Origin of the sequence: Chitinophaga rhizosphaerae (genome assembly GCF_003958645.1) — a bacterium.
In the GTDB taxonomy this organism is placed as follows: domain Bacteria; phylum Bacteroidota; class Bacteroidia; order Chitinophagales; family Chitinophagaceae; genus Chitinophaga; species Chitinophaga rhizosphaerae.
Genome location: NZ_RXLO01000001.1, coordinates 141612 through 166588, shown reverse-complemented (window position 1 = coordinate 166588; position 24977 = coordinate 141612). Strand labels below are relative to the sequence as shown.

Annotated in this window: 19 protein-coding genes and 1 tRNA gene; 11 read left to right on the top strand and 9 right to left on the bottom strand. The window is 55.3% G+C overall.

Annotation, left to right across the window (positions count from 1 at the left end; translation table 11 throughout):
- Window positions 1-113: 113 nt before the first annotated feature.
- The 3 genes from EJ361_RS00660 to EJ361_RS00650 all read left to right on the top strand — a co-directional run bounded on the left by EJ361_RS00660 (window position 114) and on the right by EJ361_RS00650 (window position 7605).
- Complete coding sequence (locus EJ361_RS00660) at window positions 114-1016, top strand: AraC family transcriptional regulator (RefSeq protein ID WP_126243416.1); 903 nt, start codon at window positions 114-116, stop codon at window positions 1014-1016.
- A gap of 236 nt (window positions 1017-1252) precedes the next feature.
- Window positions 1253-5176, top strand: coding sequence for a discoidin domain-containing protein (locus EJ361_RS00655; protein ID WP_126243415.1), 3924 nt, complete (start codon window positions 1253-1255; stop codon window positions 5174-5176).
- 209 nt (window positions 5177-5385) lie between these two features.
- On the top strand, window positions 5386-7605 hold the full coding sequence (locus tag EJ361_RS00650) for a TonB-dependent receptor plug domain-containing protein (RefSeq protein WP_126243414.1): 2220 nt from the start codon (window positions 5386-5388) through the stop codon (window positions 7603-7605).
- A 59-nt stretch (window positions 7606-7664) separates the two neighbouring features.
- Here EJ361_RS00650 and EJ361_RS00645 read toward each other — a convergent pair whose 3' ends face one another.
- Window positions 7665-9191: a sulfatase family protein gene (locus EJ361_RS00645; RefSeq protein ID WP_126243413.1), complete on the bottom strand. Its 1527-nt coding sequence runs from the start codon at window positions 9189-9191 to the stop codon at window positions 7665-7667.
- 96 nt (window positions 9192-9287) lie between these two features.
- Between EJ361_RS00645 and EJ361_RS00640 the strand changes: the two genes are divergently transcribed.
- Window positions 9288-10055, top strand: a complete 768-nt coding sequence (locus EJ361_RS00640; RefSeq protein WP_126243412.1) for an SH3 domain-containing protein — start codon at window positions 9288-9290, stop codon at window positions 10053-10055.
- Here the strand turns inward: EJ361_RS00640 and EJ361_RS00635 are convergent, their stop codons facing one another.
- Window positions 10056-10466, bottom strand: a complete 411-nt coding sequence (locus tag EJ361_RS00635; protein ID WP_126243411.1) for a hypothetical protein — start codon at window positions 10464-10466, stop codon at window positions 10056-10058.
- A 165-nt stretch (window positions 10467-10631) separates the two neighbouring features.
- Here EJ361_RS00635 and EJ361_RS00630 point away from each other — a divergent pair, with 165 nt between their 5' ends.
- From EJ361_RS00630 to EJ361_RS00620, 3 genes are all read left to right on the top strand, one after another.
- The gene (locus EJ361_RS00630; protein WP_126243410.1) at window positions 10632-11228 is read left to right on the top strand and encodes a hypothetical protein; all 597 of its coding nucleotides are present in this window, start codon (window positions 10632-10634) and stop codon (window positions 11226-11228) included.
- 4 nt (window positions 11229-11232) lie between these two features.
- Window positions 11233-12783, top strand: coding sequence for a flotillin family protein (locus EJ361_RS00625; RefSeq protein ID WP_126243409.1), 1551 nt, complete (start codon window positions 11233-11235; stop codon window positions 12781-12783).
- Between the two features lie 135 nt (window positions 12784-12918).
- Complete coding sequence (locus EJ361_RS00620; protein WP_126243408.1) at window positions 12919-16323, top strand: PVC-type heme-binding CxxCH protein; 3405 nt, start codon at window positions 12919-12921, stop codon at window positions 16321-16323.
- 60 nt (window positions 16324-16383) lie between these two features.
- On the opposite strand, the gene EJ361_RS00615 is transcribed toward EJ361_RS00620, so the two are convergent.
- Window positions 16384-16797, bottom strand: a complete 414-nt coding sequence (locus EJ361_RS00615) for a winged helix-turn-helix transcriptional regulator (RefSeq protein WP_126243407.1) — start codon at window positions 16795-16797, stop codon at window positions 16384-16386.
- Between the two features lie 76 nt (window positions 16798-16873).
- Here EJ361_RS00615 and EJ361_RS00610 point away from each other — a divergent pair, with 76 nt between their 5' ends.
- Both EJ361_RS00610 and EJ361_RS00605 read left to right on the top strand, forming a co-directional pair.
- The gene (locus EJ361_RS00610; protein WP_126243406.1) at window positions 16874-18271 is read left to right on the top strand and encodes an MFS transporter; all 1398 of its coding nucleotides are present in this window, start codon (window positions 16874-16876) and stop codon (window positions 18269-18271) included.
- A gap of 108 nt (window positions 18272-18379) precedes the next feature.
- Entirely contained in the window at window positions 18380-19648 is a 1269-nt protein-coding gene (locus tag EJ361_RS00605) for a PQQ-dependent sugar dehydrogenase (protein WP_126243405.1), read from the top strand.
- A gap of 66 nt (window positions 19649-19714) precedes the next feature.
- Here the strand turns inward: EJ361_RS00605 and EJ361_RS00600 are convergent, their stop codons facing one another.
- From EJ361_RS00600 to EJ361_RS00590, 3 genes are all read right to left on the bottom strand, one after another.
- Window positions 19715-20203 (bottom strand): hypothetical protein, encoded by a 489-nt coding sequence (locus EJ361_RS00600; protein WP_126243404.1) that lies wholly within the window; start codon window positions 20201-20203, stop codon window positions 19715-19717.
- A gap of 88 nt (window positions 20204-20291) precedes the next feature.
- Window positions 20292-20888, bottom strand: a complete 597-nt coding sequence (locus EJ361_RS00595) for a hypothetical protein (RefSeq protein ID WP_126243403.1) — start codon at window positions 20886-20888, stop codon at window positions 20292-20294.
- A 477-nt stretch (window positions 20889-21365) separates the two neighbouring features.
- Window positions 21366-21743 carry a hypothetical protein gene (locus tag EJ361_RS00590; RefSeq protein ID WP_126243402.1) on the bottom strand — a complete coding sequence of 126 codons (378 nt, stop codon included), beginning with the start codon at window positions 21741-21743 and terminating at the stop codon, window positions 21366-21368.
- A gap of 394 nt (window positions 21744-22137) precedes the next feature.
- Here EJ361_RS00590 and EJ361_RS00585 point away from each other — a divergent pair, with 394 nt between their 5' ends.
- Entirely contained in the window at window positions 22138-22620 is a 483-nt protein-coding gene (locus EJ361_RS00585) for a GNAT family N-acetyltransferase (protein ID WP_126243401.1), read from the top strand.
- 67 nt (window positions 22621-22687) lie between these two features.
- A tRNA-Lys gene (locus tag EJ361_RS00580) sits at window positions 22688-22760 on the top strand.
- Between the two features lie 57 nt (window positions 22761-22817).
- Here the strand turns inward: EJ361_RS00580 and EJ361_RS00575 are convergent.
- The 3 genes from EJ361_RS00575 to EJ361_RS00565 all read right to left on the bottom strand — a co-directional run bounded on the left by EJ361_RS00575 (window position 22818) and on the right by EJ361_RS00565 (window position 24949).
- The gene (locus EJ361_RS00575; protein ID WP_126243400.1) at window positions 22818-23300 is read right to left on the bottom strand and encodes a hypothetical protein; all 483 of its coding nucleotides are present in this window, start codon (window positions 23298-23300) and stop codon (window positions 22818-22820) included.
- Window positions 23301-23483: 183 nt separating this feature from the next.
- Window positions 23484-23990, bottom strand: a complete 507-nt coding sequence (locus EJ361_RS00570; protein WP_126243399.1) for a hypothetical protein — start codon at window positions 23988-23990, stop codon at window positions 23484-23486.
- Between the two features lie 71 nt (window positions 23991-24061).
- Window positions 24062-24949 (bottom strand): retropepsin-like aspartic protease, encoded by an 888-nt coding sequence (locus EJ361_RS00565; RefSeq protein WP_126243398.1) that lies wholly within the window; start codon window positions 24947-24949, stop codon window positions 24062-24064.
- Window positions 24950-24977: the final 28 nt, after the last annotated feature.

Sequence of the window (24977 nt, the reverse complement as noted above, 5' to 3'; positions counted from 1 at the left end):
GACCCAAATTGCAACTTAAAAAAAAGACGCCATTCCTCGATTATGTCGGATTCAGACTGTATTTTGTCATTAATTTCTATTTATTACATTTATCAGGACAAAAGACAGTTAACATGAAAGCCGTTCAGAAAGCCCGCATTTCGCCGGACAGTGCATTTGCCGTGCAGCACTTGCATGCGCCGCATTTCGATCATAACTGGCATTTCCATGCCGAGTACCAGTTGTTCGTGGTGCTGGAAGGCACCGGTACGCGGTTCATCGGCGATCATGTGGAACCATTTGCCCCGGGAGACCTGGTTTTTACGGGGCCCGACCTGCCGCACCTCTGGCGCAGCGACCCCGAGTATTTCGAGGGAGACCGGGGCCGGCAGACGGAGGGCGTGGTGATTTATTTTCATGAAGACCTCCTTGGCGCGGCGCTCCTGTCCAAAAACGAATCGCTCCGCATCCGGCAACTGCTGACGCGATCTACCAGGGGCATCCAGTTTACCGGAGCCACCCAGCAGGAAGCGTCGCGCCGGATGCAGGAACTGCCGCAGCTGCGCGATTTCGACCGGGTGCTGGCGCTCCTCCAGCTGCTCAACCTCCTGTCCCACTCCGACAATTACCGCCTGTTGGCCGGCGCCGGCTATACGAACGCGCTCAAGGCCGAAGACACCGAGCGCATGAACAGCGTACACGCCTACGTCATGCAGCATTTCAGGGAAAAGATCAGCCTGGACGCCGCGGCTGCGCTGGCGAACATGACGCCCACATCCTTCAGCCGCTATTTCCGCACCCACGCCAACAAAACCTTCTCCGATTTCCTCAGCGAGATCCGCATCGGCTACGCCTGTAAGCTCCTCCTGGAAAAAGAAATGGATGTTGCCCAGATCGCCTATGAAAGCGGGTTCCAGACGCTTTCCAACTTCAACCGGCAATTCCGCGCCCTCACGTCGTACAGTCCGCTCGCCTACCGACGCGCCTATTCCGAGTCGGGATACCCTGCACAGGGTATACCCCGAACCAAAGACTGACAAACAAGTTTGTGAATTCCGCCCACTTTGTAATATAAATGTAAAACCTAATTTGATACAACCTCCCGTTGCAGTAACGGGAAGTACTTTACCGGTGAGGCATCATGTCAACCGAACTGTATGCATTGTAACCCTTAGAGCAAGTCACGTCAGATAGCGCATCCAACTTGAACATGAACCCTGGCCGAGTTTGTAGATAACGATAAGCATTCATCAACCAATTAATACGAACCCTCATGGTCTACAAAGCCCTGCGCCGTTCCATGCGAACGCGCCGAACCCTGTCCTTTTTATTACAGGCCCTCATCCTGGCCACCACGTTTCTCTGTTCCGCAGTATGGCGATCTGCCTCCGCGCAATCCATGGAAATGAAGGTGAACGCCGCCAATCCGAAGCTGCCCGACTGGGTGCGGCTCATGTATGGCGAAAATCCCGATCCGGATAAAGTGACGGAAGCCTTCGAGAAGTATTATGAAACGCATCCGTTCGTCAAGAACGAATACACGCAGTATTATAAACGCTGGCTGCGCGAAGTGAGCCGCAACCCGTATTCCTCCCCGCCCGACAAAGGCCCGAACGAGAAAGACCGCCAGCTCGGCCGTACTTACCTGCAGCGTTCGGGCGAAGCCGCACAGCTGCGCGCCCTGAGCGGCGTGGCCAACTGGACCTGCGTGGGGCCGATCAATTTCGACAACGGCGCATCCGGTACGAGCTACGCTTCCGGTGCGGCACATGTGTACACGGTGGAGCAATCGCTCAGCAACACCAACGTGCTGTATGCCGGTACTGCCAATGCGGGATTGTTCAAGTCGACGGACAAGGGCCTCAACTGGACGGCCCTCACCGACAACATGCTCGTGAGCAGCATCCTGAGCGTGGAGATCGACGCGCTGAATGCGGACATCGTATATTTCGGCGGCGCCAGCAGGCTCTACAAAAGCACCAACGGCGGCACGAGCTTTGCCCAGGCCGGCGATGCCACGTTCAACAGCGTGAACCATACCATCAACGACATCGTATCGCGGCCGGGTTTCAACAACACCCTCTTCGTAGCGTCTAACCAGGGGCTGTACCGCTCCCTCGACGCAGGCGCCAATTTCACGCGGGTCATGACCGGCGTTTTCCAGGAAGTGGAATTCAAACCGGGCAGCAATACCACGGCGTATGCCATCCGGCAGACCGGCGTAAAGACCGAATTCTATAAAAGCACCGACGGCGGCGCCACCTGGACGATCAAGACGACGGGATGGCCCAACCCCACCGCTTCCGGCGAAGAACAGAAACGCACGGAAATCTCCGTTACGGCGGCCAACCCGAACATCGTATACGCCCTCGCAACGGGCGCGGCGAATGGCGGCAGCGGGCTGTACGGCGTTTATAAAAGCACCGATTCAGGGGAAAGCTGGTCTTTCTCCTGCTGCGGCGCCGGCCCCGGCGGCGTGCCGAACGCTACCACCAATAAAAACCTCATGGCCTGGGCAGACGACGGCTCCGATGACGGCGGTCAGTATTACTACGACCTCGCGCTCGACGTAGACCCCGCCAACGCCAACAACATCCAGCTCGGCGCCGTGAACCGCTGGGTAAGTACCGACGGCGGTGTGAACTGGACCTGTCCGGCCAAATGGAGCCATTCCAACAAAGTGAACTACGTGCATGCAGACATTCACGACATCCGCTTTTACGGCAGCGATCTCTGGGTTGCCTGCGACGGCGGTATTTTCTACAGCAACGATGGCGGCGCCAACTTCCAGATACGCATGAAAGGTATCAAGGGGACGGATTTCTGGGGATTCGGCGTCGGCAACTGGGAAGGCAACAACGTGATGGTAGGCGGCACGTATCACAATGGCACGCTGCTGAAGGATAATAACACCTATACCGACGGCTGGATCAGTACCGGCGGGGGCGACAACTACCTCGGCGCCGTTTCCTACGCCAACGATCGCATCGTAGTGTTCGATTACGGCAGGAAACAGCTGACGGGCAGCAGGAGCACCGCTCCCATCAATCTCCCCAATGGCAAACTCCCCAACCGTTCCTATACCATCGGCCAAAGCAGCGACATTATCTGGGATGCGCAATATTACAACACGATCTGGCTGGGAGAAGGCAATGCGCTGTGGAAGTCGACCGATCACGGCGCTACCTATTCTTCGGTGTATGATTTCGGGGAGAAGATAGGCTGCATTGCCGTGGGGTACCGCAATCCTTCCGTCATGTACGCCGCTACGCTGGGCACGGCGAAGAAAGTAATGAAAAGCACGAACGGCGGCAGCAGCTGGACGGACGTAACGCCCACAGGGCTTTCCAGCAGCGGCGTCGCGTTCGACATCACCATCAGCGCTACCAACCCGGATCACATTTGGGTGGCGCGCGTGAATTCTACCGTAGACGGCCAGAAAGTATATAAATCCACCGACGGCGGCGCTTCCTGGACCAACCTCAGTACCACGTTGCTGAACGGCGAGCAGGTGACGGAAATCCTCCACCAGCGGGGCACCGATGGCGGCGTGTATATCGGCACGAAACGGTCGGTTTATTACCGCAATAACACCATGTCAGATTGGGTCCTTTTCAACCAGGGCCTTCCCGCGCTCACGTTCTGCACCCGCCTGGCGATCGATTATAAAGACGCCAAGCTCATCAACGGCACCAACCGCAGCGTGTGGGCGAGCGACCTTTACGAAACCTCGCCCCCGGAAGCCCTCATCGCCGTAGACGCGCCCACCAAAACCGTCGGCGATACCGCGCGCTATTACAACAATTCCGCGCAACAGGTAACCAGCGCAGCTTACAGCTGGAGCTTCCCCGGCGGTTCGCCCGCAACGTCTACCGCCCGCAACCCGAAAGTGGTGTACAGCGCTCCCGGGCAGTACAACGTTTCGCTCACGGTGACGGACGACCAGGGCAACAACAGTCTTACCAAAACGAATTTCATCACCATTACGGGCGGCAACGGGCTGATCGACAGCGCCATCTACGAACTCAAGCCCAGCCATGGCCTCACGCGCAACCTCAACGTAACGGGCGGTGGAACGGCGGATGAAACCAACGTAAATATCCTGACCGACAACAGCGCCAACTACCAGCGCTGGCGCCTCATCAACGTCGGCAGCGGCTATTACAACCTGAAGCCACAGCACGTTTCCGGCAAATCGCTGGACGTATATGCCAACGGAACGGCGAACGGCACCAATGTGCAGATGTACGCCGAGCATACCGGCAACTCCCAGCGCTGGAAGATCGTCAACGTCGGCGGCGGGCTCTATCAGCTGCAAGTGGCCAACGACCTTACCAAAGTCATGGAAGTGGCGGGCGGCGCCAATGCGGATAATGCGAATGTGCAGATCGGCGCGGATGCCGGCCTCGCCTCGCAGAAATGGCGGTTCGATATCATCTCCGCCCCCGCCTGCGGCGGCGGCACCGTTCCTGCCAAGAGCAACTGGAGCGTGAAGTTCGTATCCTCCGAAGAGCTCACCGGCGAAGGCGCGAATAACGGCCATGCCATCCACGCGATCGACGGCAATACCGGTACTTACTGGCATACCACCTGGTCTACTTCCACGCCCACCCATCCGCACGAGTTGCATATCGACCTCGGCGCCTGCGCCACCATCGGCAGGATCGGGTACCTTCCGAGACAGGATGCCGGCACCAACGGCACGATCACCGGGTATGAAATCTACACCAGTTCAGATGGCGTAAACTGGGGCACCGCCGCAGCCAGCGGCACCTGGGGAGCCGGTGGCAAATCCGAGCGTACGGCCAATTTCACGGCACGCAACGCGCGGTTCGTCCGGCTGAAAACCTTATCGGCCGCCAACAACGGCGCATGGGCCAGCGCGGCGGAGATCAACGTTTATGCACCTTCGCCGGCAGTTGTCGAAGATTCCCTGTATACCGGTGCGGAAAAGGTTTCCGTGGTGCGCGTGTACCCGAATCCCGCCCAGCAATACGTAAACATCCAGCTACCGGCCAGCGCGAAACTGCCGGTGAAATTCTGGGTGCATAACATGGACGGCAAACTGCGGCAATTCGGCATCCTTCAGCAAACCAACCACCAGCTGAATACCGCCATGCTGCCGAACGGCATGTACATCCTCACCATCGAGACGCCTGGCGGCAGGGAAACCTCCCGCTTTGTGATTCAACGGTAAATAGAATAGCGGGCATACCCGGAAGGGTGTGCCCGTTTTCCTGTCATAAATACAGTTCAGCAAACAGCCGGATGTAGCGATCCGTAGACGCTGCTTGCGCTACGCATAGCTGTAGCATGGATTTCGCATGGTACTGCATTAACAGTGTATTCGAACGATAAGATTAGTTACCATGGATATACTTCAACATCCCGATATACAACAACCCGATGAAACACCCTCCTTTTCATATCACCCTGCTGCTCGCTTCCGTTCTTTCCGTTACAGGAATTCGCACTGCTGCGCAGGACCGCCCCGCGGCCAGGGATTCCGTGCATCCGCTGGCGGAAGTCATCGTGACGGCGAATAAATTCGAAGAAAAAAGCCGGTTCGTGGCGCAGAAAGTGGAAGTGATGCACACCCCGGAAATCAGGGCTTCACTGTCCAACAACACCGGCGGGCTACTCGAACAAAGCGGGAAAGTTTTCGTGCAGAAAAGCCAGCTGGGCGGCGGAAGCCCCGTGCTCAGGGGTTTTGAAGCCAGCCGTATTCTCCTCGTGGTAGACGGCGTGCGGATGAACAACGCCATTTACCGGACGGGCCACCTGCAGAACGTTATCACCATCGACGACGATATCACCGAAAAAGTCGAGATCATTTACGGCCCGGCCTCCACCATTTATGGTTCCGATGCGTTGGGAGGCGTTATCCATTTCCGGACGAAAGACCCGCAGTTCCACCGTTTCTCTACCAACATTTCCGCCCGCTACAGCAGCGCGTATGAGGAATACACCGGGCATGTGGACGTGAACGCCGGCGGCCGGAAGTTCGCTTCATTGACATCGTTTTCCTATTCCGATGTGGGAGACCTCCGCATGGGGGCCCGCCGCAACCGGCACGACGGCGATTGGGGCAAGCGCAATCAATACATCGGCGCCGTAAACGGGGTGGATTCGGTACTTTCCAATTCAGACGAGCGCATCCAGCGGAATAGCGGTTACCGGCAATACGATCTGTTGCAGAAATTCAGGTGGCAGCCGAAAGAAGGGCACGAACATCTCATCAACATCCAGTATTCCACCAGCAGCGATATCCCGCGGTACGACCGGCTGACGGACCGCCGCAACGGCAAGCTTCGCTGGGCAGAATGGTACTACGGGCCGCAAGACAGGCTCATGGCCGCCTGGCAATACAAATCCTCCCGGCTGAACGGTTTCTTCGACCAGCTGATGGCCGGGGCAAGCTATCAATCGGTGGAAGAAAGCCGCATGCAGCGCGCCTACCGTAATCCGCTGCGCGAGCATCGCATCGAAAACATCCACGTGGCCGCGTTCCATCTCGATCTGCGTAAAAGCAAAGGCAGACATGAGCTCAACGTGGGCGGCGATGGACAACTGAACTTCCTCCAATCCACCGCCTTCCGGCAAAACATCCGGCAGGGAGAAAAGCAAACGGGGCTCGACACGCGGTACCCCGACGGGCAAAACCGCATGCATTATTTCGGCGCATACGCACAGCACCTGTACAAGATCGTTCCCGGAAAACTGATCCTCAACGATGGCCTCCGCACCAACTACACGACGTTGCGCTGCACCTTCGCAGACACGTCTATCCTCCATCTTCCCTTCACAGAAGCGGACCAGCGGCATGTAACGTGGAGCGCCAATATCGGCCTGATTTACCTTCCCGACGCGCAAACCAAACTATCGTTCGATGCATCTACCGGCTACCGCGCGCCCAATATCGACGACATCGCTAAAGTCTTCGAATCTGCCGGCGGCGCCCAACTGGTGGTCCCCAACCCGGATCTGCGGTCCGAGCAAACGTTAAACTTCGACCTCGGTGCGGCGCGGCAATTCGGGAAACGGCTGTTCATAGAAGTGAACGGGTTCTACAGCCTGCTGCGCAACGCCATCGTGCTGGATGCATTCCTTTTCAACGGCAAGCCCGGCATGGTATACAACGGACAACTCACACCTGTGGTTGCAGCGCAGAACAAGGCCAAGGCTACGATTTCGGGCTTCCAGGCTGCGGCGCAATGGCAACTGCTTCCCCGCCTCCGCGCATATGGCAACGTCACGTATACGCATGGCAGGTACACGGATGCGAAAGGCGACCGTATGCCCATGGACCACATCCCTCCCGTATTCGGCAAAGCCGGCGTTCAATTCGGCTGGAAGCAGCTGGAGACGGAAGGTTACGTGCTTTTCAACGGCTGGAAGAAAGTGAAAAATTACAATCCCAACGGCGAAGACAACCTCGTCTACGCAACGCCCGATGGCACGCCTTCCTGGACGACGCTGAACCTTTCCGCGCGCTACCCGGTGCTGCCATGGCTGAAAGTGCAGGCAGGACTGGAAAACCTCCTCGACATACATTACCGCGTATTCGCGTCGGGCATCAGCAGTCCGGGAAGGAATGTGGTAATGAAGTTGCAGGCTTCGTTTTGATGATGGATCACTTATGGACGCAAAAAAAATCCCGGTCGCGCGTGACCGGGATTTTCGTTTTAACTTCTATCCAGTAGCCGGAGGGCGTCGTCGTCTTTGTATTGAACGATCTGCCGGCGCAATTCCGCCTTCAGGTCTGCCGTGATTTTTTCGAATCCTTTCCGGCCGATGAGGTTGTGTACCTGTCCGGGATCTTTGGCCAGGTCATACAGTTCCCAGTTATCCGCCGGGCCGTAGAACCGGATGAGCGTATACCTTTCCGTCCGCAGCCCGAAATGCGGTGAAACGCGGTGCGGCTCCGGGTATTCGTAATAATGATAATAGGCGGCTTTCCGCCATTTCGATTTATCGCCATGCCTGGCTACGAGCGGCATGAAAGATGCGCCCTGCATATCTTCGGGAGTGGAAACGCCCGCCCAATCGAGGATCGTAGGCGCCCAGTCGATGTTGCACATCAGTTCCTTCACCTGCGTACCGGGCTTGATCTTACCAGGATAGCGCACCACAAAAGGCGTCCGCAGTGATTCTTCGTACATGAAACGCTTGTCGAACCATCCGTGTTCTCCGAGATAGAAGCCCTGGTCAGACGCGTACACCACCACCGTATTTTCCGCGAGTCCGGAGCGGTCGAGGTAATCGAGGAGGCGGCCGATATTGCGGTCGAGCGAATTGGCCGTGGCCAGGTAATCTTTCAGGTAGCGTTGGTATTTCCAGTTGGCGAGGGCGTTGCCGGCGGGTTTCAATGCATCGAATTCTTTTGTGACTTTTCCTTCGTAATAACCTTTGAAAGCAGACAATTGCTCCGGCGTGAAACGGTTGTAAATCCAGCCTTTGTAGTTGGCGTGAACTTTCAGGTCGAAATCGAGGCGCATGGTGTTGGCGATGGTCATATCCTGGTTCCGGGCGGCTTCGCGGCCTTCGTACGTATCGTTGAAATTGGCGGGCGTTGGGAAGTTGATGTGATCGTAGGCGCCGAGGTCTTGCAGATCGGGCAGCCATTCGCGGTGCGTCGCTTTATGGCCAACTACCAGCATGAAAGGTTTTGTGGTGTCGCGGTGCTGGATCCAGTCGAGGGAGTAGTCTGTCACCAGGTTGGTCACATACCCTTCCGACCGGGCGGTATCTTTTCCTTTTTCGATAAAATCGGGATTGTAATAATGGCCTTGTCCGGGCAGGATGCGCCAGTAGTCGAACCCTTCGGGCAAACTGCCGAGGTGCCATTTCCCGATCCATGCGGTTTGATATTGATGTTGCTGCAGCACCCGGGGGAAGAGGACCTGGGTGACGTCGAACCGCTGTTCGTTCCGCGGATACCCGTTACGGTGGCTGTATTTGCCGGTCAGCAGCGTAGCGCGGCTGGGTCCGCAGATAGAATTGGTGACGAGGGCGTTCTGGAAAATCGCCCCTTCCCGCGCGATGCGGTCGATATTCGGCGTGTGGGCGAGCTTGCCGCCATAGGCGCTCACGGCCTGGAAGGCATGATCGTCAGAGAAAATGAAAATGATATTGGGCCTTTTCGAAGACTGCGCATTGGCGCCCAATCCCAGCAGGGTCAGGGAGGCCAGCAGCATACTGCGGAATTTCATGTCACTGTTTTTTTGATGGTCCTGATAAAGATAATCAACCGCGCCAGCTTTCCTGCATAAAAATCAATCGTTATATTTGCTGTAAATCCCGCTGCCATGCGCACCCTTACCTTTCTCCTGCTCTTTTGCGTAAAGTTCGTAACCGCCCAACAATTCGAACGGGCCATCATTGAAGATCCGGACGGTTTTACAAATGTGAGGGCCCAACCTGCTTCCTCCGCCCCTGCGCTTTACAAAGTAACGGCATCGGAAGTGTTTGAATGCGAAAAAATGACGGGCGATTGGTGGAAGTTCAGATCGTTCCATCCCGGTGCACAACAGCTGCCGAACGGCACCGGATATATCCACAAAAGCCGCGTCCGTATTTTAAAAGATCTGCCCGACTCTTCACAGCGCCTCGTCTACCGTAATATATTGCATGCGTATCACGACATCACCCGGCAACACAACCAGCAATTTGACACCTATCTTGCCAACGGTAAAAAATTTACGCCCGTGCAGGATAAAGATTATAAAGAATCAGGCAAAAGGCATGAAGAACTGCACGATTACGCCTACAGCCAGGTATTGGAGCTAATGAACGCATATCTGCTGCGCACACGCGACAGTCTTGTGCTGCTGGACTGGTGTCAGGTATTCGCCGAAGACACCGGCAGCGCCGCCGAATATCCAGGCGATGCCATCGCGGCACTTTTCGAGGCAGCGCCGGAATGGGTGATCCGCGTCATCCGTCCGCTTCCCAAACGGGAGCGTTCCATCGTGATCGGTCAGATCGAATTCGGCTTGATGATGGACGAAGATTTGCCGGATGCAAAACGCATGGCCTTTGAAAAAAGGTTGAAGCAATTGGAGGCGATGAAATAATCATTGCATAAATACATCGTCCCTCGTGAGGTCGTAGAATAAATTCTGCATTTGGTGCAGATGCACGAGGGGCCGGCCGTACGGCACAAATGCCTTTCCGTTTGCCGCCAGGGGCTGGAACTTGTCGCCGTCGTCGCGAATGTAGATACTGTCTGTCCGGTTGTACTTATAGGTATAAACATCCGGATCTTCACCATAATCGGGGTCGCCGGCGAGGAAACCGAACTGGAAGAGATACTGTACTTCCAGTTTAACGGGGTTTGTTTTTTCGAGGGGGAGCCGGCTGCGCGGGAGGCCGGAATTGTATACAAACCCTTCATGAATGCCTTCTACGCGGAACACGGTTTCGACCATATGGTAGTCGTAATACCACAGCAGGTTGCCGATCCGGATGTCCGTTGCTTCGATCATGCCCGGAAATTAGGGTTTTTTTCCCAAGCACCGTCAGCAGCGTCCCGAAAGTCCCGTTGCGGTTCCTGATCCGGGTTTACCTGTCACCAGGCAATATTTGTGCCTTTCGCTTCCGGAATCTGTGGAATTTGATTATCTTCCCCTGAAACAATTTATCCCGAAGCCATGGCAAGTATGCTCACCATCATGGACTGGTTTGGTCCGCTTCCCGTTTTTGACAAGATCTTTTGGTCCGTGGCCATCCTGTTTTCGCTGATGTTCCTTGTGCAGAACGTACTGAGCCTGCTCGGCGGGGATCATGACGGCGCAACCGGTGATGTGAGCGACATGCTGGATGCCGACGACGGGATCGGTTTCCAGTTTTTCACCATCCGCAACATGTTCGGCTTTTTCACTATCTTCGGATGGGTGGGCCTGGCGTGCATCTATAATGGGCTGTCGCCCGCGGTAACGATCATTTCCGCATCCGTGGCGGGCCTGTGCATGATGCTGATCATGGCCGCCATGTTCTATTACACCGGCAAACTCGCTTACGATGGTACGCTCAGGATGCACAACGCCCTGCATGCCACCGCTTCCGTATACCTTACCATCCCTCCCGCCCGGACCGGCACTGGAAAAGTAACACTCCAGGTCCAGGGCGCCTGGCGGGAACTCGACGCCATGACAGACGAAGCTGAGCCCATCGGCACCGGCACTTTCGTGACCGTCCGTTCCATTCTCGACAACCAGGTATTAATCGTCACCAAACAAACCCGATAGTAACATGGATTACATGCTGATTGCCGTACTCGTAGCGGTCGTTTTTGTGTTCACCCTTTTTTATGCCCTTTTCAAACGCTACAAACGATGCCCGTCAGACCAGATACTCGTCGTATACGGTAAAGTAGGCAAAGGCCCGGACGGTTCCCACAGCGCCAGGTGCATCCACGGCGGCGCCGCCTTCATCTGGCCCGTGATCCAGGATTATGCGTTCATGGAACTGACGCCCATTTCCATCGAAGTAAACCTCACCAACGCCCTCAGCCGCCAGAACATCCGCGTAGACGTACCGTCCCGCTTTACCGTGGCCATTTCGACCGAGCCCGGTACCATGACCAACGCCGCAGAAAGGCTCCTGGGCCTGCAGCGCGCCGCCATCCACGACCTTGCCAAAGACATCATTTTCGGTCAGCTCCGCCTCGTGGTTGCTACCATGGACATCGAAGAGATCAACAACAACCGCGATAAATTCCTCGCCAACGTGGCCAGCAACGTGGAAGCCGAGATCAAGAAGATCGGTATGAAGCTGATCAACGTGAACGTGACCGACATCAAAGACGAATCCGGCTACATCGAAGCGCTCGGCAAGGAAGCCGCCGCCAAAGCCATCAACGAAGCCAAGAAAAGCGTGGCCGAACAGGAAAAACTGGGTGAAACCGGTAAAGCCGAAGCCGACCGCGAAAAAGATATCACCATCCAGCAAACGCTGAAAAACCGCGACGTCAGCATCGCCGAAACCCAGCGCGACCGCGACTCCCAGATCGCGACCGCCAATAAGGACAAGGCCGTGCTCATCGCCGCCGCCAACCGCGACGAATCCATCGGTAAAGCCGAAGCGGAAAGAGACACGCGTATCCGCGCCTCCGAAGCCAACGCCCGCGCGGTAGAAGGTGAAAACACCGCCCGCGTGATGATCGCGCAGTCGGAAGCGGAACGCCGCGAAAAAGAAGCCGAAGCCGCCAAACGCGCCGTGGCTGCGGAAAAGATCCAGTCCGCAAAAGCCCTCGAAGAAGCGTACATGGCCGAAAGAAAAGCGGAAGACGCCCGTGCCGACCGCGAGCGCGCTTCCCAAAACGCCAACATCGTGGTAACCGCGGAAATCCAGAAACAGAAAGCCATCATCGAAGCACAGGCCGAAGCAGAGAAAATCCGCGAAAGAGCCAAAGGCGAGGCAGACGCGATCTACGCCAAAATGGAGGCCGAAGCGAAAGGGATGTATGAAATCCTCACCAAACAGGCGGAAGGTCTCGACCGCATCGTGCAGGCCGCCGGCAACAACTCCAAAGATGCCGTGCTGCTGCTGATCGCCGATAAACTGCCGGAACTCGTGAAAATGCAGACCGAAGCCATCAAAAACATCAAGATCGATAAAATCACCGTTTGGGAAGGCGCCAACGGGCAAAACGGGCAATCGTCGACCGCAGGGTTCATCAGCGGTCTCTACAAAGCCGTTCCGCCTTTGCAGGACATGTTCGACATGGCCGGCATGGACCTCCCCTCCTATCTCGGGAAACACAAGAACGGAGATACCGAACTACCCGCCACTACCGAATAAAATGCTCAGGAAGCCATCCAATCGGGTGGCTTCTTTTTTTCACGATAAAACGGTTGTGAATAATTGTCATTTTTACTATTTTAACGGCACTATCCGGGAAACCGGGCTATTATTTTCCACGTCAAGTTAGCTAGCATGAAACAACCCGTAATGCGCCAGGCGCCTGCCTGCGCTCTTGTCTTTTCCGCACTGCTGGCCGGTTGCGGACAACCTGTCACCGATCTGCGGATCAAAAAAATGGATTCCGCCCAAACGGCAAAAATCGCCGCCGCCATCGAAGCCGAAGTAAAACCGGTATTGGCGGAAGGTTTGACGATGCAGCTCTGGGGGATCGATTCGCTGGTGGTGTCTCCCATCGCCATCGATATCGACGACAACGGCAGCATATATTACACCACCACCAACCGGCAGAAGAATTCCGAGTTCGACATCCGCGGCCACCGGGAATGGGAAATCCCTTCCATCAGCCTGGCTACCGTCGAAGACCGCCGGAAATTCCTGCATGAGGAGCTCTCCCCTGAAAACAGCCACCGCAACAAATGGCTTGCCGACCTGAACGGCGACAGCTCGCACGATTGGCGAGACCTGGCCATCGAAACCGAGCACGTTTACCGGCTCGACGATACGGATGGCGACGGGCGGGCCGACCGGTCGCAGCTCGTTGTCGACGATTTCCACGATGAAGTGACCGACGTGGCCGGCGGCGTGCTGGCAGACGGGAATGACCTCTACGTTGCCGTTGCGCCCGACCTCTGGAAGATGCGCGACAAAAACGGAGATGGGATCGCTGACGAAAAAACGTCATTATCACACGGATACGCGGTGCACATCGGGTTCAGCGGCCACGGCATGTCTGGCGTGGAAATGGGGCCCGACGGGAGGATTTACTGGCAGATCGGCGATATCGGTTTCAACGGAACGGATAAAACCGGGAAGAAATGGGAATTCCCGAACTGTGGCGTCATCGCCCGCTCGAACCCTGATGGCAGCGACTTCGAGATTTTCGCGCACGGATTGCGGAATACGCATGAATTCGTGTTCGACGAATACGGCAATCTCATCAGTGAAGACAATGACGGCGACCATCCCGGCGAAAAAGAACGCCTGGTGTATGTCGTGAACGGGGCAGACGCCGGCTGGCGAAGCAACTGGCAATACGGCAAGTACCGTGATCCGCAGAACAATGCCTATAAAGTCTGGATGGAGGAAAAAATGTATCTCCCGCGCTGGGACGGACAGGCCGCGTACATCGTTCCGCCGGTCGCCAATTTCGTGAGCGGCCCCGCTGGTATGGTCTACAATCCGGGAACGGCGCTCGGCCCGGAATACAATCATACCTTTTTCATCGCGGAATTCGTGGGCAACCCATCCGGCTCCGGTATCCACAGTTTCAGGCTGAAGCCTTCGGGCGCGGGGTTTGAACTGGGAGACCAGAAAAAAGTGTTAGGCGGCATACTGGCCACCGGCCTCGATTTCGGGCCAGACGGAGCGTTGTATGTGGCAGACTGGATCGATGGATGGGACACCCACAACTACGGCCGTATCTGGAAACTCGACCGGGCAGGCGCCGCGGAAGACGCCGCCAGGAAAGAAGTGAAAGCCTTGCTGGCCAGCAGCTTCACGGATAAGAAGCCCGAAGAATTGGGCAAGTATTTACAACATGCGGATTACCGCGTGCGGTTGAAAGCGCAATTCGAACTGGTGGGTCGTGGAAAGGCCGGGAAAAAAGTCCTGGAAGCAGCGCTGCAACAAACCTCCCATCAACTGGCCCGTGTGCATGCCATCCAGGGCCTCAGCCAGATGGGCCGGAAAAACCCGGACGATGCGGCGGCGCTCGTACATGCACTCCGGGAACGTGATCCCGAGATCCGGGCGCTCGCAGCCAAATGGTTGGGCGATATCAAACGGAAAACAGCTGCACCATTTATCGTTCCGTTGCTCAAAGACACCTCCAGCCGCGTGCGGTTCTTTGCCGCCGAGGCCCTGGGGCGCATGAAATTCGCGCCCGCCATCCCCGGTATCATCGCCATGCTGGAAGCGAATAACGAACAAGACGTCTACCTCCGCCACGCCGGTGCCCTGGCCCTTGCGCGCATCGGCGATCCCGCGCCCGTAGCGGCTTTGGCGGCTCATCCCTCCCGCGCGCTGCGCATCGCCGCGGTGGTGGCGCTGCGCAGGATGAAGAGCCCCGAAATCGCCCGGTTCCTGCAGGATGCAGACGAGTTCGTGGTAACGGAGGCGGCCCGCGCCATCAATGACGACAACAGCATCCCGGCCGCCATGCCGGCGCTGGGCGCGCTGCTCGGCAGTACCACATTCAGCAACGAGCCCCTCATCCGCCGGGCCATCAACGCCTGCCTGCAAACCGGCATAGACTCGCTCCTGCAAACGCTTATCGCCTATGCAACCAACACATCCAATCCCGCGGCCATGCGCGCCGAAGCCGTGGCCGCACTGGGCGTATGGCCCAATCCGTCTGTCCTCGACCGGGTAGACGGCTGGCCTAAAGGCCCGAAAAAGCGAGACGACCAAAAAGTAGTCGCCGCTTCCACACAATCGCTCATGCAACTGTTGACAGATAAAGACAATGGCGTAAAAACAAGTGCAGCATTGGCGTTGGAAAAACTGAAAATCGCCGCGGCCGCTCCCGCGCTGCTGGCCGCCGTCAAAACCGACGGTTCACCGGAAGTCCGCATTGCCGCTTTGAAGGCATTGGTTACCTTACAGGCGCCGGAGCTGGAAACCGCGCTCCGCACAGCATTGACGGATAAGGAAAAGAACGTCCGCGTGGCCGGCCTCGATCTGCTCGACAGGATGAAAATCCCCCAGGCTACCATGTCAGCGCTGCTGGCAGACGTGATCGCCACCAAAACGCTGGAAGAAAAACAGGCGGCCATCCTCGCCCTCGGCAAATTACAGCCCGAATATTCCTCCGCGCCGCTCCGCAAACTCCTCGACCAGATGGCCGCAGGTTCCCTTTCGCCCGGGGTATTGCTGGAACTGGGCGAAGCCATCGACAGCAGCGGCGCCAAAGACCTGGCCGACCGTTACAAATCCATCAGCGCCAAACGCGCGCCAGACGAAGGGATAGCGCTATATGCCGGCAGTCTTGAAGGCGGCGATCCCCATCGCGGGCAACGTATTTTCTTCCGCAACGAGAACGCCCAATGCATGAAATGCCATTCGTACGACGATCGCGGCGGCAATGCCGGTCCGCGGCTGAATGGCGTGGGCGCGAGGCTCAGCCGCCAGCAGCTACTGGAAGCCCTCATCAACCCCAGCGCTCGACTGGCACCGGGTTTCGGAATGGTGGTACTGGAATTGAAAGACGGTAAAAAGATAGCCGGCGTATTACAGGGAGAAAGCAGGGCCGGGCTGAAAGTGAAGGTCGGGTCAGGGCCGGAACAACTCATCGCGGCGGCGGACATCGTCAAAAAGACCTATTCCCCTTCCAGTATGCCCGATATGAAAACCGTGCTGTCGAAAAAGGAAATCCGCGACCTGGTAAGTTTCCTGTCCAGCGCCAAAACGGAAGAATAATGATCGATACACCTTTGCCGGCAAAGCCGCCGCGGAGGTGCGGCCGGGACGAGCGCGCGTCTATTCGGCGGTCCCCTCTTCTGCACGCGCCGCTAACCCGCTATCGCGCTGCCGGTAAGCGTCTCCCCAATCGCACAGCGCCTGCATCACGGGGATGAGCTGCTTGCCCAGCGCCGACAGTTTATATTCCACTTTCGGGGGCGATACGGCATAGACTTTTCTTTCAATGACCCCGTCGGCCTCCAGTTCGCGCAATTGTGCGGTGAGCGTGGCATGGGTGATATCGATCATCTTTTTGCGCAGTTCCCCGAACCGCATGGGGCACTCTTTCCGGATGGCGTTCAGCAGCAATAATTTCCATTTTCCACCGATCACCTGCATGGCCAGTGTCATGGAACAGTTATTTTCCAGCAATTGCGCGGATGCGGCATTTACCGCAAAGGCGCCATTTTCCTCATTAGTATCTTTTTTCATACCCGGTATCTTTCGTTGAACTACTTGCCTGCGGGCCGCAGCTGCCTGAAATTTGGCGGTTTAAAGGTAACGAATAATGAAAAGACAGACATCAGACGGATTAAGGCTGGCCATCATTTCCTCGGCCGTCTTTCTGGCCGTTATCGATATTTTCATCGTGAACGTGGCGCTGCCCTCCATCCGCACCGGACTGAACGGCAGCGATGCAGACATGCAGCTCGTGATCGCCATGTATTTGCTGGGATATGCGTCGTTCCTCATCTTGGGCGGGCGGCTGGGCGACCGGTTCGGCAAGAAGCGCATTTTCGTATGGTCGATGCTCCTGTTCACCATTGCGTCCTGCTTCTGTGGGGTGGCGGGCACGCCGTTGCAGCTTAACTTCTCGCGGTTCGTGCAGGGCGTGGGCGCGGCGCTGCTCGTACCGCAAAGCATCGCACTCGTGCATGTGCTGTACCCCGGGCACCACGAGCGCATCCGCGCATTGGGTATTTACGGGACCATCGCCGGGGCGGCATCTGTGATCGGGCAATTCCTGGGTGGGATCATCCCGGACCTGGATACGGCCGTGGCAGGATGGCGGCTTATCTTCCTCATCAATCTGCCCGTCGGATCACTGGCTGCGGTGCTGGCCTGGCGCAAGCTCCCGGAAACGCCCCTCGCACCCCGCGCCCGCTTCGATGTGGCCGGCGTAGGGCTGCTCACAGCGGGATTGATGTGCCTCGTGTTCCCGCTCATCCAGGGGCGGGAGTTGGGCTGGCCGCTGTGGTGCTTCGGGGTACTGGGCGCATCCGCCCCTATCCTGGCCGCTTTCATCTGGCTACAGCGCCGGAAATCGGAGCCGCTCATGCAATTGCGGCTGTTCGCGATTCCCGATTTCCGGATCGCGCTCTGCGCCACGCTTTGTTACTTTATGGTCCAGGATTCGTATTTCCTCATCCACTCCGTTCTATTGCAAACCGGCCTGGGATTGGGCGCCACGGCAACCGGACTATTGTTCGTAGCCCAGGGGATCGGATATGTGCTGGCTTCCATGATCGCCATGCGGCTATTGGGAAAATATGGTAAAAAGGTATTGCTGGCGGGCGTTTTGCTCATGATCGTCATGCTACTGATGCATATGTACCTGTTCGCCGGCGAGAGACCTGGAATCACCGCCCTGCTGCCTGTGCTGTTTTTATACGGGATGGGTTGCGGAACGGTACTGCCGTCTATGCTCACCATGGCTATGAAGCGCATTCCGGCGGAGCTGTCGGGCGCGGCATCGGGGACGTACAGCACCATCCAGCAGATCGCCGTAGCATTGGGGGTGAGCATTTGCGGCGGGGTTTTCTTCAGCCTGGTGCAGGCCGGGCACAGCCATACCCAGGCATATCTGCCGGCCATGGGACTCGATATCCTGCTGCTGCTACTCACCGGCTGTTGTGTATACTTATTGCCGGAAGGGGAATCCCAACACGTGGATTGCTGGCATTGAAAAACGCCTTCCCGGGAATGGAGATACATGAACGGCAGGAGAATTGCGTGTAATCTTGACTACTTATGTTATATTTAAGCACCGATTTTCCAAGCAAATCATTCAAATATGAACATCTATCCGACTCCCCATTTCCTGCGCGCGCTTTGCGTAGGCGGAGCCGTGGTGATCGCATCCTGCGGCCAGGGCACTTCCGGGAACACGAACCAGGACAGCACCGCGCAACCTGGCTCGTCAGACACCACAAAAATGCCGCCCGTGGAAACCACGGCCGCCAACACCGATTATAAGCCTGCGTTTGAAGGACAAACACGGATCAACGGTGTAAAAACCCAAACGCCCTACGAAGGCAAAGTGCTGGCCGAAGGCCTCAGCAAACCCTGGGGCATCACTTCCCTGCCCGACGGCCGCCTGCTCATCACCGAAAAGACCGGTACCATGAGGATCGCATCTACGGACGGCAAACTCAGCGACGCCATTACCGGCATCCCGGCCGTGAACTCCAACGGACAAGGCGGCCTGCTCGGCCTGCGCGTGGATCCCGACTTCGCCAGCAACCGCATGGTGTACTGGGTATTTTCCGAACAGCGCCCCGGCGGCACGCTCACGGCGGTTGCCAAAGGCAAATTGTCGGCCGACGAAAAGAAGATCGAAGGCGCCACCGTTATTTACCGCGCCACGCCTGAATACGACGGCACCCTCCATTACGGTGGCCGCATCCTCATCGACAAAGACGGCCATCTCCTCGTGAGCACCGGCGAACGCTCCGACCTGGCTACGCGCCCGCAGGCGCAGGACCTCAAATCCGGCCTGGGCAAGATCGTCCGCATCACGAAAGACGGACAACCTGCAGCAGGCAATCCATTCGCCGGCAATAGCAACGCCCGTCCCGAGCTGTATTCTTACGGCCATCGCAACGTTCAGGGCCTCGCGTTCCACCCCGTTACCGGCGATCTCTGGGAAACGGAGTTCGGTCCCCGTGGCGGCGACGAGCTGAACCGTGTGGAAGCCGGCAAAAATTACGGCTGGCCTACCATCACTTACGGCCTCGAATACAGCGGCAAAAAGATCGGCGACAGCATCCAGCAAAAGCAGGGTCTGGAGCAACCCGTTTACTATTGGGACCCCGTGCTCTCCCCCAGCGGCATGACGTTTTATAGCGGCACCGACATCCCCGAATGGCAGAACAACCTGTTCATCGGCGGCCTGAGCAGCACGCACATCGCGCGGATCGTTATCGAGAACAATAAAGTGGTGGGCGAAGAGCGCATTCTTGCAGGGGAAGGCCAGCGTTTCCGCGATATCACGCAAGGGAAGGATGGCGCACTGTATGCCGTAACCGACCAGGGACGGCTATACCGCATCGCAAAGAAATAACCATACAGCAGATAGTAAAAACGCCCGTGGAGCAAGGGTCCCACGGGCGTTTTCAATTTTATGATCTCACCAGAATTTATACCACGGCCTTTTACCCGGCGCTTCCCGCGGCGAGATCTGCCAGAACGCGGCGTTGAACGTACCGTTCGTGTATGACTTCGTAAGTTCGTACGCATAAGGATACACGGACGCTTCGAAACCGTTTTGCGCGCGTTTGATGATCTTCATCATGGGCCAGATCTGCGCCCCGTCGGGGAAGCGGACGACCGCATTGATCTCCCCCCGGGGGTCGGCATTCTCCAGCACCCAAACCGCGCCGGGAACGTGGCGGATGATCGTTTCACCGAGATAGGCGCCCAGGCCGAACAATATCTGTCCGAAATTCGATGCCAACACCGAATCGGGTACCGGTTGCGCATCTACGATATTTTTCTGCAGGAATCCGTCGATATGGACGATACTGTCCAGCGAATAATCGAGCAGGAGCTGGATACTGCCGAAGCATTGAACGATCCATTCGGAGCAGGCGGTGATGTCTTCTTTCAGTTGAGGCATATTCGGGATATAAGCTAATCGGGATAGTCCCAATTTACGAATAAACCGCCAGATTTCACCCCTGTCCGGCCCGTCCCGGAATGCGACGTTAACGCGATTGGTGTTGCTTTACGGTCTCATACTTCTGCTTGCACATCCAGAAAATAGTACCTACGAAATTCGACCATAGCAGGAAAGTGAGCAGGTTGTATATCTTCTTGCAGGGATAGACGAAGTCCCGCTTGCCGATCCTAACGGTAACGTGCGACAATTCATTGTACTTAAAAGTATATACCAGCACATCAAATAACAGGGAAAGCGACATGAATATGCGAAAACAGGTGTAAGTGACGGGCATGTCCAGCATCACCGATTCTCCATTGAATTCCAGGAAGACGACGAGTGCCATGGGGATGATGTATTTCAGGAACATGGCCACCAGCAGCCCGATATCGTTGCTGAAGCTGGCGGGTAATTTCAATCTGAAAAGCAGGTTATAGCAAAAACGGTTGGTAACCAGGATGCCGAATCCGAAAATCAGGGCACCCATGGTGAGGGTGAACCAGTCCAGCACCAAGGCAAAATGACCGAGGACGGGTGCGTTGATAGAGAAAGTATCGGGAAAATTCATTTCGGCGTTCAGTGTAAACAGCATCAGGAATAGCACTACAATCGAATGGCAGGATAGAAGCCAAAAATATTTCATGGTTGGTTTGATTTATTCTCCCGAAAAAGCGCACAGGAGTTTTGTTTATAAAGAAAATGGTTATGCCGGGTTTCAGGGGGCGATGATGTGTTGGGGCCGTGCCGGCAGCGCATTCTTTCAATACTGTTGATTCCGCAATTGTTACTGGTTGGCATAAAATCAACAGGGTTACCGCGAATGCGCCTGATTATGATCTCCATAAGTTAGCGTAATTATTTTTCGCTGCATGCAAGTTCCGTATCGTACATTCAATATCAATTGCTTGCAGATCTTTTGAACGGGTGAATTAAAAACGCAATTAATGAATATTCCTTCACCTAACATGGAGTTATCAGATTGGTTAACAACCTCGTAACTAAATAAAAGTTGCAAAAACGAAACAGCAAAAAGGAAAGCGATCAAAACGACGAAAAATACAAACTTGTGTGTCAAAAACGGGCAATAGTTGTTATAACAGCTTAGTTGTAAAAATGGCATTTATGCGGCCCTTTTTCTGTAAAAAGCCCTTTTCCGGGCGATGGCGTACATGGCAAAAAGATCCTGCATAATGCGTTGGACCGGCCACAGGATGGTTGAAAAAGCCAGAATGACCAGCACCTGTCCTGCGATATGGGTATCATAAAAAGACCTGGCAATGCGCACGCCGAGCGGAGCGGGTGCGCTGGCAAAAAGGCTTTGCGGCGGCACCATCCATAAAAACATCAGCATGGCAAATAGCAACATAGCAAGCAACCGAACGCTATGATAGCAGGCGCGCACACGCTTTTTGCGCAATTGACGGGAAAACTTTACTTCTATCCGCTTATGATCATCACTGATCGCATGATGGACGCTACGAAAAATTGGCAGGCACATATTACCGGAGAGTTAAACAGATTCATAATGTAACACGACGAAATACTTGCATTCTAGTCATAGGAAGATTGATGGCATCATTAATAGCATACAAAGAATGCGCAAAATAAGACACGCACCCAACCGGCCATGTTAACCGTACGTTAAAAAATATCCCGTAAACACAATACAGGCAATGATTTCAGAATCCAACCCTACATCCGGATCCATCATTTCACAGATCTTATACATTGCGTTCCCAACGACGAATTCGCTGAAATACATTCCCGATCAATGATAAGTATCCAAGCATAAGCATTCATACCGACAGCCAGATTATCCCAAATAATTAACGTAGATTAATACAGAAACCAATTGCAAAAAAACTTTCCGCAACGCGTTCAATTGAATCGAAATGACACATTATAGTCAAATAGTGATTCGGCCCACGGTACTGGCCGACCTGGAATCCTTCTTCCGGTTCCAGCTAAACGAAGAAGCCAATTTCCTCGCGGCATTTACCTCCAAAGACCCAACGGATAAACCCGCCTATCTTGAAAAATATGCAAAGCATTTGGCCGACCCGGCCATCAACATGCAGACGATTTTAAGCGGGGAAACCATTGTCGGCAGCATGGCTAAATTTATCATGCATGGCGATGCAGCAATCACTTATTGGCTGGACCGCCAGCATTGGGGCAAGGGGTATGCCACCGAAGCGCTCAAGCGATTATTGGCCATCGAAACCACGAGGCCCGTTTTTGGAAGGGTCGCATTTGATAATGTGGGTTCGCGCAGAGTATTGGAAAAATGCGGATTCAGTATGATCGGCACCGATAAAGGTTTCGCAAATGCCCGTCAGGCCGAGATCGAGGAATTGATCTTTAAATTGGCGTAAATACAGGTCTTTCCGGTGTTTTTTGCCGTTTGATTAATTTTTTATTACATTTGCAGCCACTCATTCCGACTCTGTAGCTCAGTTGGTAGAGCAGCTGACTCTTAATCAGCGGGCCTAGGGTTCGAGTCCCTACAGGGTCACCCAATAAAAAAACCGTTGCATCTCAACGGTTTTTTTTATTGCATCGATAGGAACGATTATTCCATTCCCCCACTCCCGCACCTGTTCTTAAACACCGCAAATCCAGCGCTCCAGTCGCTCCACTGCCCGCAACTGTTCTTGATCCGGAACAGGAAAGTGATCGGCAGGTTCGGGTCTGAAGGGTTGAAGGTCAGACTGAAACCCGAGTTCAGCCCGCTGCAATAGAAAACACCCGTGTTCCAGGCAATGGAATACGTCGCCGAACCCGAGGGATACACCTGCCATTCCACTTCCGTGATGTTCCGGGCGGCTAAAATGCTGCACGCGCTGGTGGGGCTGGTTGCATAATAATCTGCCAGCCCTACATCGAACGTAGGACCGGATACGCAGGAGCCGTTTTTAATGACTTTGATCCCCTCCGTCGACGGGGCCGGACAAACCGCCTCTGCTGCCCCAGGGCGCGGAGTTTCAGCTAACGTCTGCGCATGCGAAAAATAACAGCCTGCGCTGAATAAGGCCAACAGGATTAATCTTTTCATAACGAATCATTAATTGGGTAAAGAATAAGGGTAAAAAGGGTTACAATCCGTGTTCACTGCCGTCAGCATTCGGGCTAACTGACCTCACTGAAATTATCGCATTTTCTTTTCTTTTCCAAAAACTGGTAACGGCAAATATAACAAGCCCGCCATCGACCTGAGAACTTTCATTTCCGCATCTTTTTACATGACATCGCGCCGCTTTGCCTGATCAATGGTTTGCCGGTACATGATATTCACTTTCCCCAGAACGAAAATAGGAATGGGCAAAACCGTAGCCACGGCTAACAACCAACCTATCCATTGCTCCGGCTTCCCGGACAACACCGCCAGCACATGCGCGATCTGCCAGGAAATATACACATGCGCCACCAGCAACACGCTCCCTCCTGCCATCAATCCCCCGATACGCATGCCCGACAATATTCTGGGCGGATCAAAAAACAACATCGATACAACCAGCATAACCAATGACGAAACCCACAGCGGCATGGCCTCCCGGCAATTCTCCAGCCTGCTTTCCAATTCGGGAACATCCGTGTTTTGGGCGAACCGCATAAACGCATACCCCCAGCTTCCCCAAAGCCCCAATGCCACCATGAATTGCACTGGCAGATACCACGAAGTACCCCAAATCGAAACCGGAGCGATCAAAATCAGCATAAAAAGCCAGCTACGCAGCTTTAGCATAAAGCGCATGTTACAAGGAGTCTAATGTAAATATGTTTATTGTCTAATCCCCAACAAGAACGAAAATCCCCCTAGTTCCGCACCAGCAGCGCCGGTGCCCCCAGATCAAACGTTATTTTCCGGCCCAGCCAGCTGATCCAAATAATGCCGTCGTATATCAAACCCTCCACCAGCTGCGCACCGAACGGCCCTGTCCGGACAGACGGCTCCCCGTCCACAGCGAGATTCCGCAATTCCGTGATGTATATGGACGACCTGAAATTTTCGTTGAATTCGCTCTTCCGCTCCACCTTCCGCACCCGTGCCGTATCCGAAACGTCAACGTTCAGCCGGCCGAGGTATTTGGCGTTGAGGCGGAATACGTCTTTCCCCGCCCCGCTGTCCAGCGAGCATTGCAGGCGCAGGCTGTCGTTCACCTGGAAATACGCGAACAGCGTGAGCGAATGATTGCGGGATTGCTCCAGCTGAAGCGGCACTATTTTCGCCGACTTCCGGATCGACGCGAGGGTTTGTCTATTCTCGAACCGGAGGACGTTCTGCGTAAAATCGATCGTGAAAGGCTGGTCTTCCAGCAATTTAACCGCTATGATCCCATCGATCCCGCCGAGGTTGGCATCCAGGAAGCTCACTTCCTCTTCCGCTTTTTTCAATGGGCCGAAGGCAACGTCGCGCACCCGGTACAGATCAATGTCCAGCCGCTCACCCGTGGCCCTGAAGCCCACATATCCGCCGTCTTCCCGCTGCGTATTCTTCAGTTTATCGAAAAAAGCCTTCGTAAAGACAGTGATGCCGGCGCCGGTATCGAAGATGAAATTCCCTTCCACCCCGCTCACCGTCGCTTTCAGGAGGATGTGGCCGGATGCCGTTACCTGGAAGGGAATTTCCGTCCGGGGATCGTGGGCTTTCGCCGAAGAAAGGAAAATACAGGCACAAAGGACCGTCAGCAGGCATGTTCTCATATTCAACGTTTGCGCGAAGATACGCATT

Excerpts from the sequence above, each read along its gene's own strand:
- EJ361_RS00605 (WP_126243405.1), top strand. The coding sequence starts at position 18,380 with ATGAACATCTATCCGACTCCCCATTTCCTGCGCGCGCTTTGCGTAGGC.
- EJ361_RS00585 (WP_126243401.1), top strand. The coding sequence starts at position 22,138 with ATGACACATTATAGTCAAATAGTGATTCGGCCCACGGTACTGGCCGAC.
- EJ361_RS00620 (WP_126243408.1), top strand. The coding sequence starts at position 12,919 with ATGAAACAACCCGTAATGCGCCAGGCGCCTGCCTGCGCTCTTGTCTTT.
- EJ361_RS00640 (WP_126243412.1), top strand. The coding sequence starts at position 9,288 with ATGCGCACCCTTACCTTTCTCCTGCTCTTTTGCGTAAAGTTCGTAACC.
- EJ361_RS00660 (WP_126243416.1), top strand. The coding sequence starts at position 114 with ATGAAAGCCGTTCAGAAAGCCCGCATTTCGCCGGACAGTGCATTTGCC.
- EJ361_RS00615 (WP_126243407.1), bottom strand. The coding sequence starts at position 16,797 with ATGAAAAAAGATACTAATGAGGAAAATGGCGCCTTTGCGGTAAATGCC.
- EJ361_RS00565 (WP_126243398.1), bottom strand. The coding sequence starts at position 24,949 with ATGAGAACATGCCTGCTGACGGTCCTTTGTGCCTGTATTTTCCTTTCT.
- EJ361_RS00610 (WP_126243406.1), top strand. The coding sequence starts at position 16,874 with ATGAAAAGACAGACATCAGACGGATTAAGGCTGGCCATCATTTCCTCG.
- EJ361_RS00590 (WP_126243402.1), bottom strand. The coding sequence starts at position 21,743 with ATGTGCCTGCCAATTTTTCGTAGCGTCCATCATGCGATCAGTGATGAT.
- EJ361_RS00650 (WP_126243414.1), top strand. The coding sequence starts at position 5,386 with ATGAAACACCCTCCTTTTCATATCACCCTGCTGCTCGCTTCCGTTCTT.
- EJ361_RS00595 (WP_126243403.1), bottom strand. The coding sequence starts at position 20,888 with ATGAAATATTTTTGGCTTCTATCCTGCCATTCGATTGTAGTGCTATTC.
- EJ361_RS00645 (WP_126243413.1), bottom strand. The coding sequence starts at position 9,191 with ATGAAATTCCGCAGTATGCTGCTGGCCTCCCTGACCCTGCTGGGATTG.
- EJ361_RS00575 (WP_126243400.1), bottom strand. The coding sequence starts at position 23,300 with ATGAAAAGATTAATCCTGTTGGCCTTATTCAGCGCAGGCTGTTATTTT.
- EJ361_RS00635 (WP_126243411.1), bottom strand. The coding sequence starts at position 10,466 with ATGATCGAAGCAACGGACATCCGGATCGGCAACCTGCTGTGGTATTAC.
- EJ361_RS00655 (WP_126243415.1), top strand. The coding sequence starts at position 1,253 with ATGGTCTACAAAGCCCTGCGCCGTTCCATGCGAACGCGCCGAACCCTG.
- EJ361_RS00625 (WP_126243409.1), top strand. The coding sequence starts at position 11,233 with ATGGATTACATGCTGATTGCCGTACTCGTAGCGGTCGTTTTTGTGTTC.
- EJ361_RS00570 (WP_126243399.1), bottom strand. The coding sequence starts at position 23,990 with ATGCTAAAGCTGCGTAGCTGGCTTTTTATGCTGATTTTGATCGCTCCG.
- EJ361_RS00630 (WP_126243410.1), top strand. The coding sequence starts at position 10,632 with ATGGCAAGTATGCTCACCATCATGGACTGGTTTGGTCCGCTTCCCGTT.
- EJ361_RS00600 (WP_126243404.1), bottom strand. The coding sequence starts at position 20,203 with ATGCCTCAACTGAAAGAAGACATCACCGCCTGCTCCGAATGGATCGTT.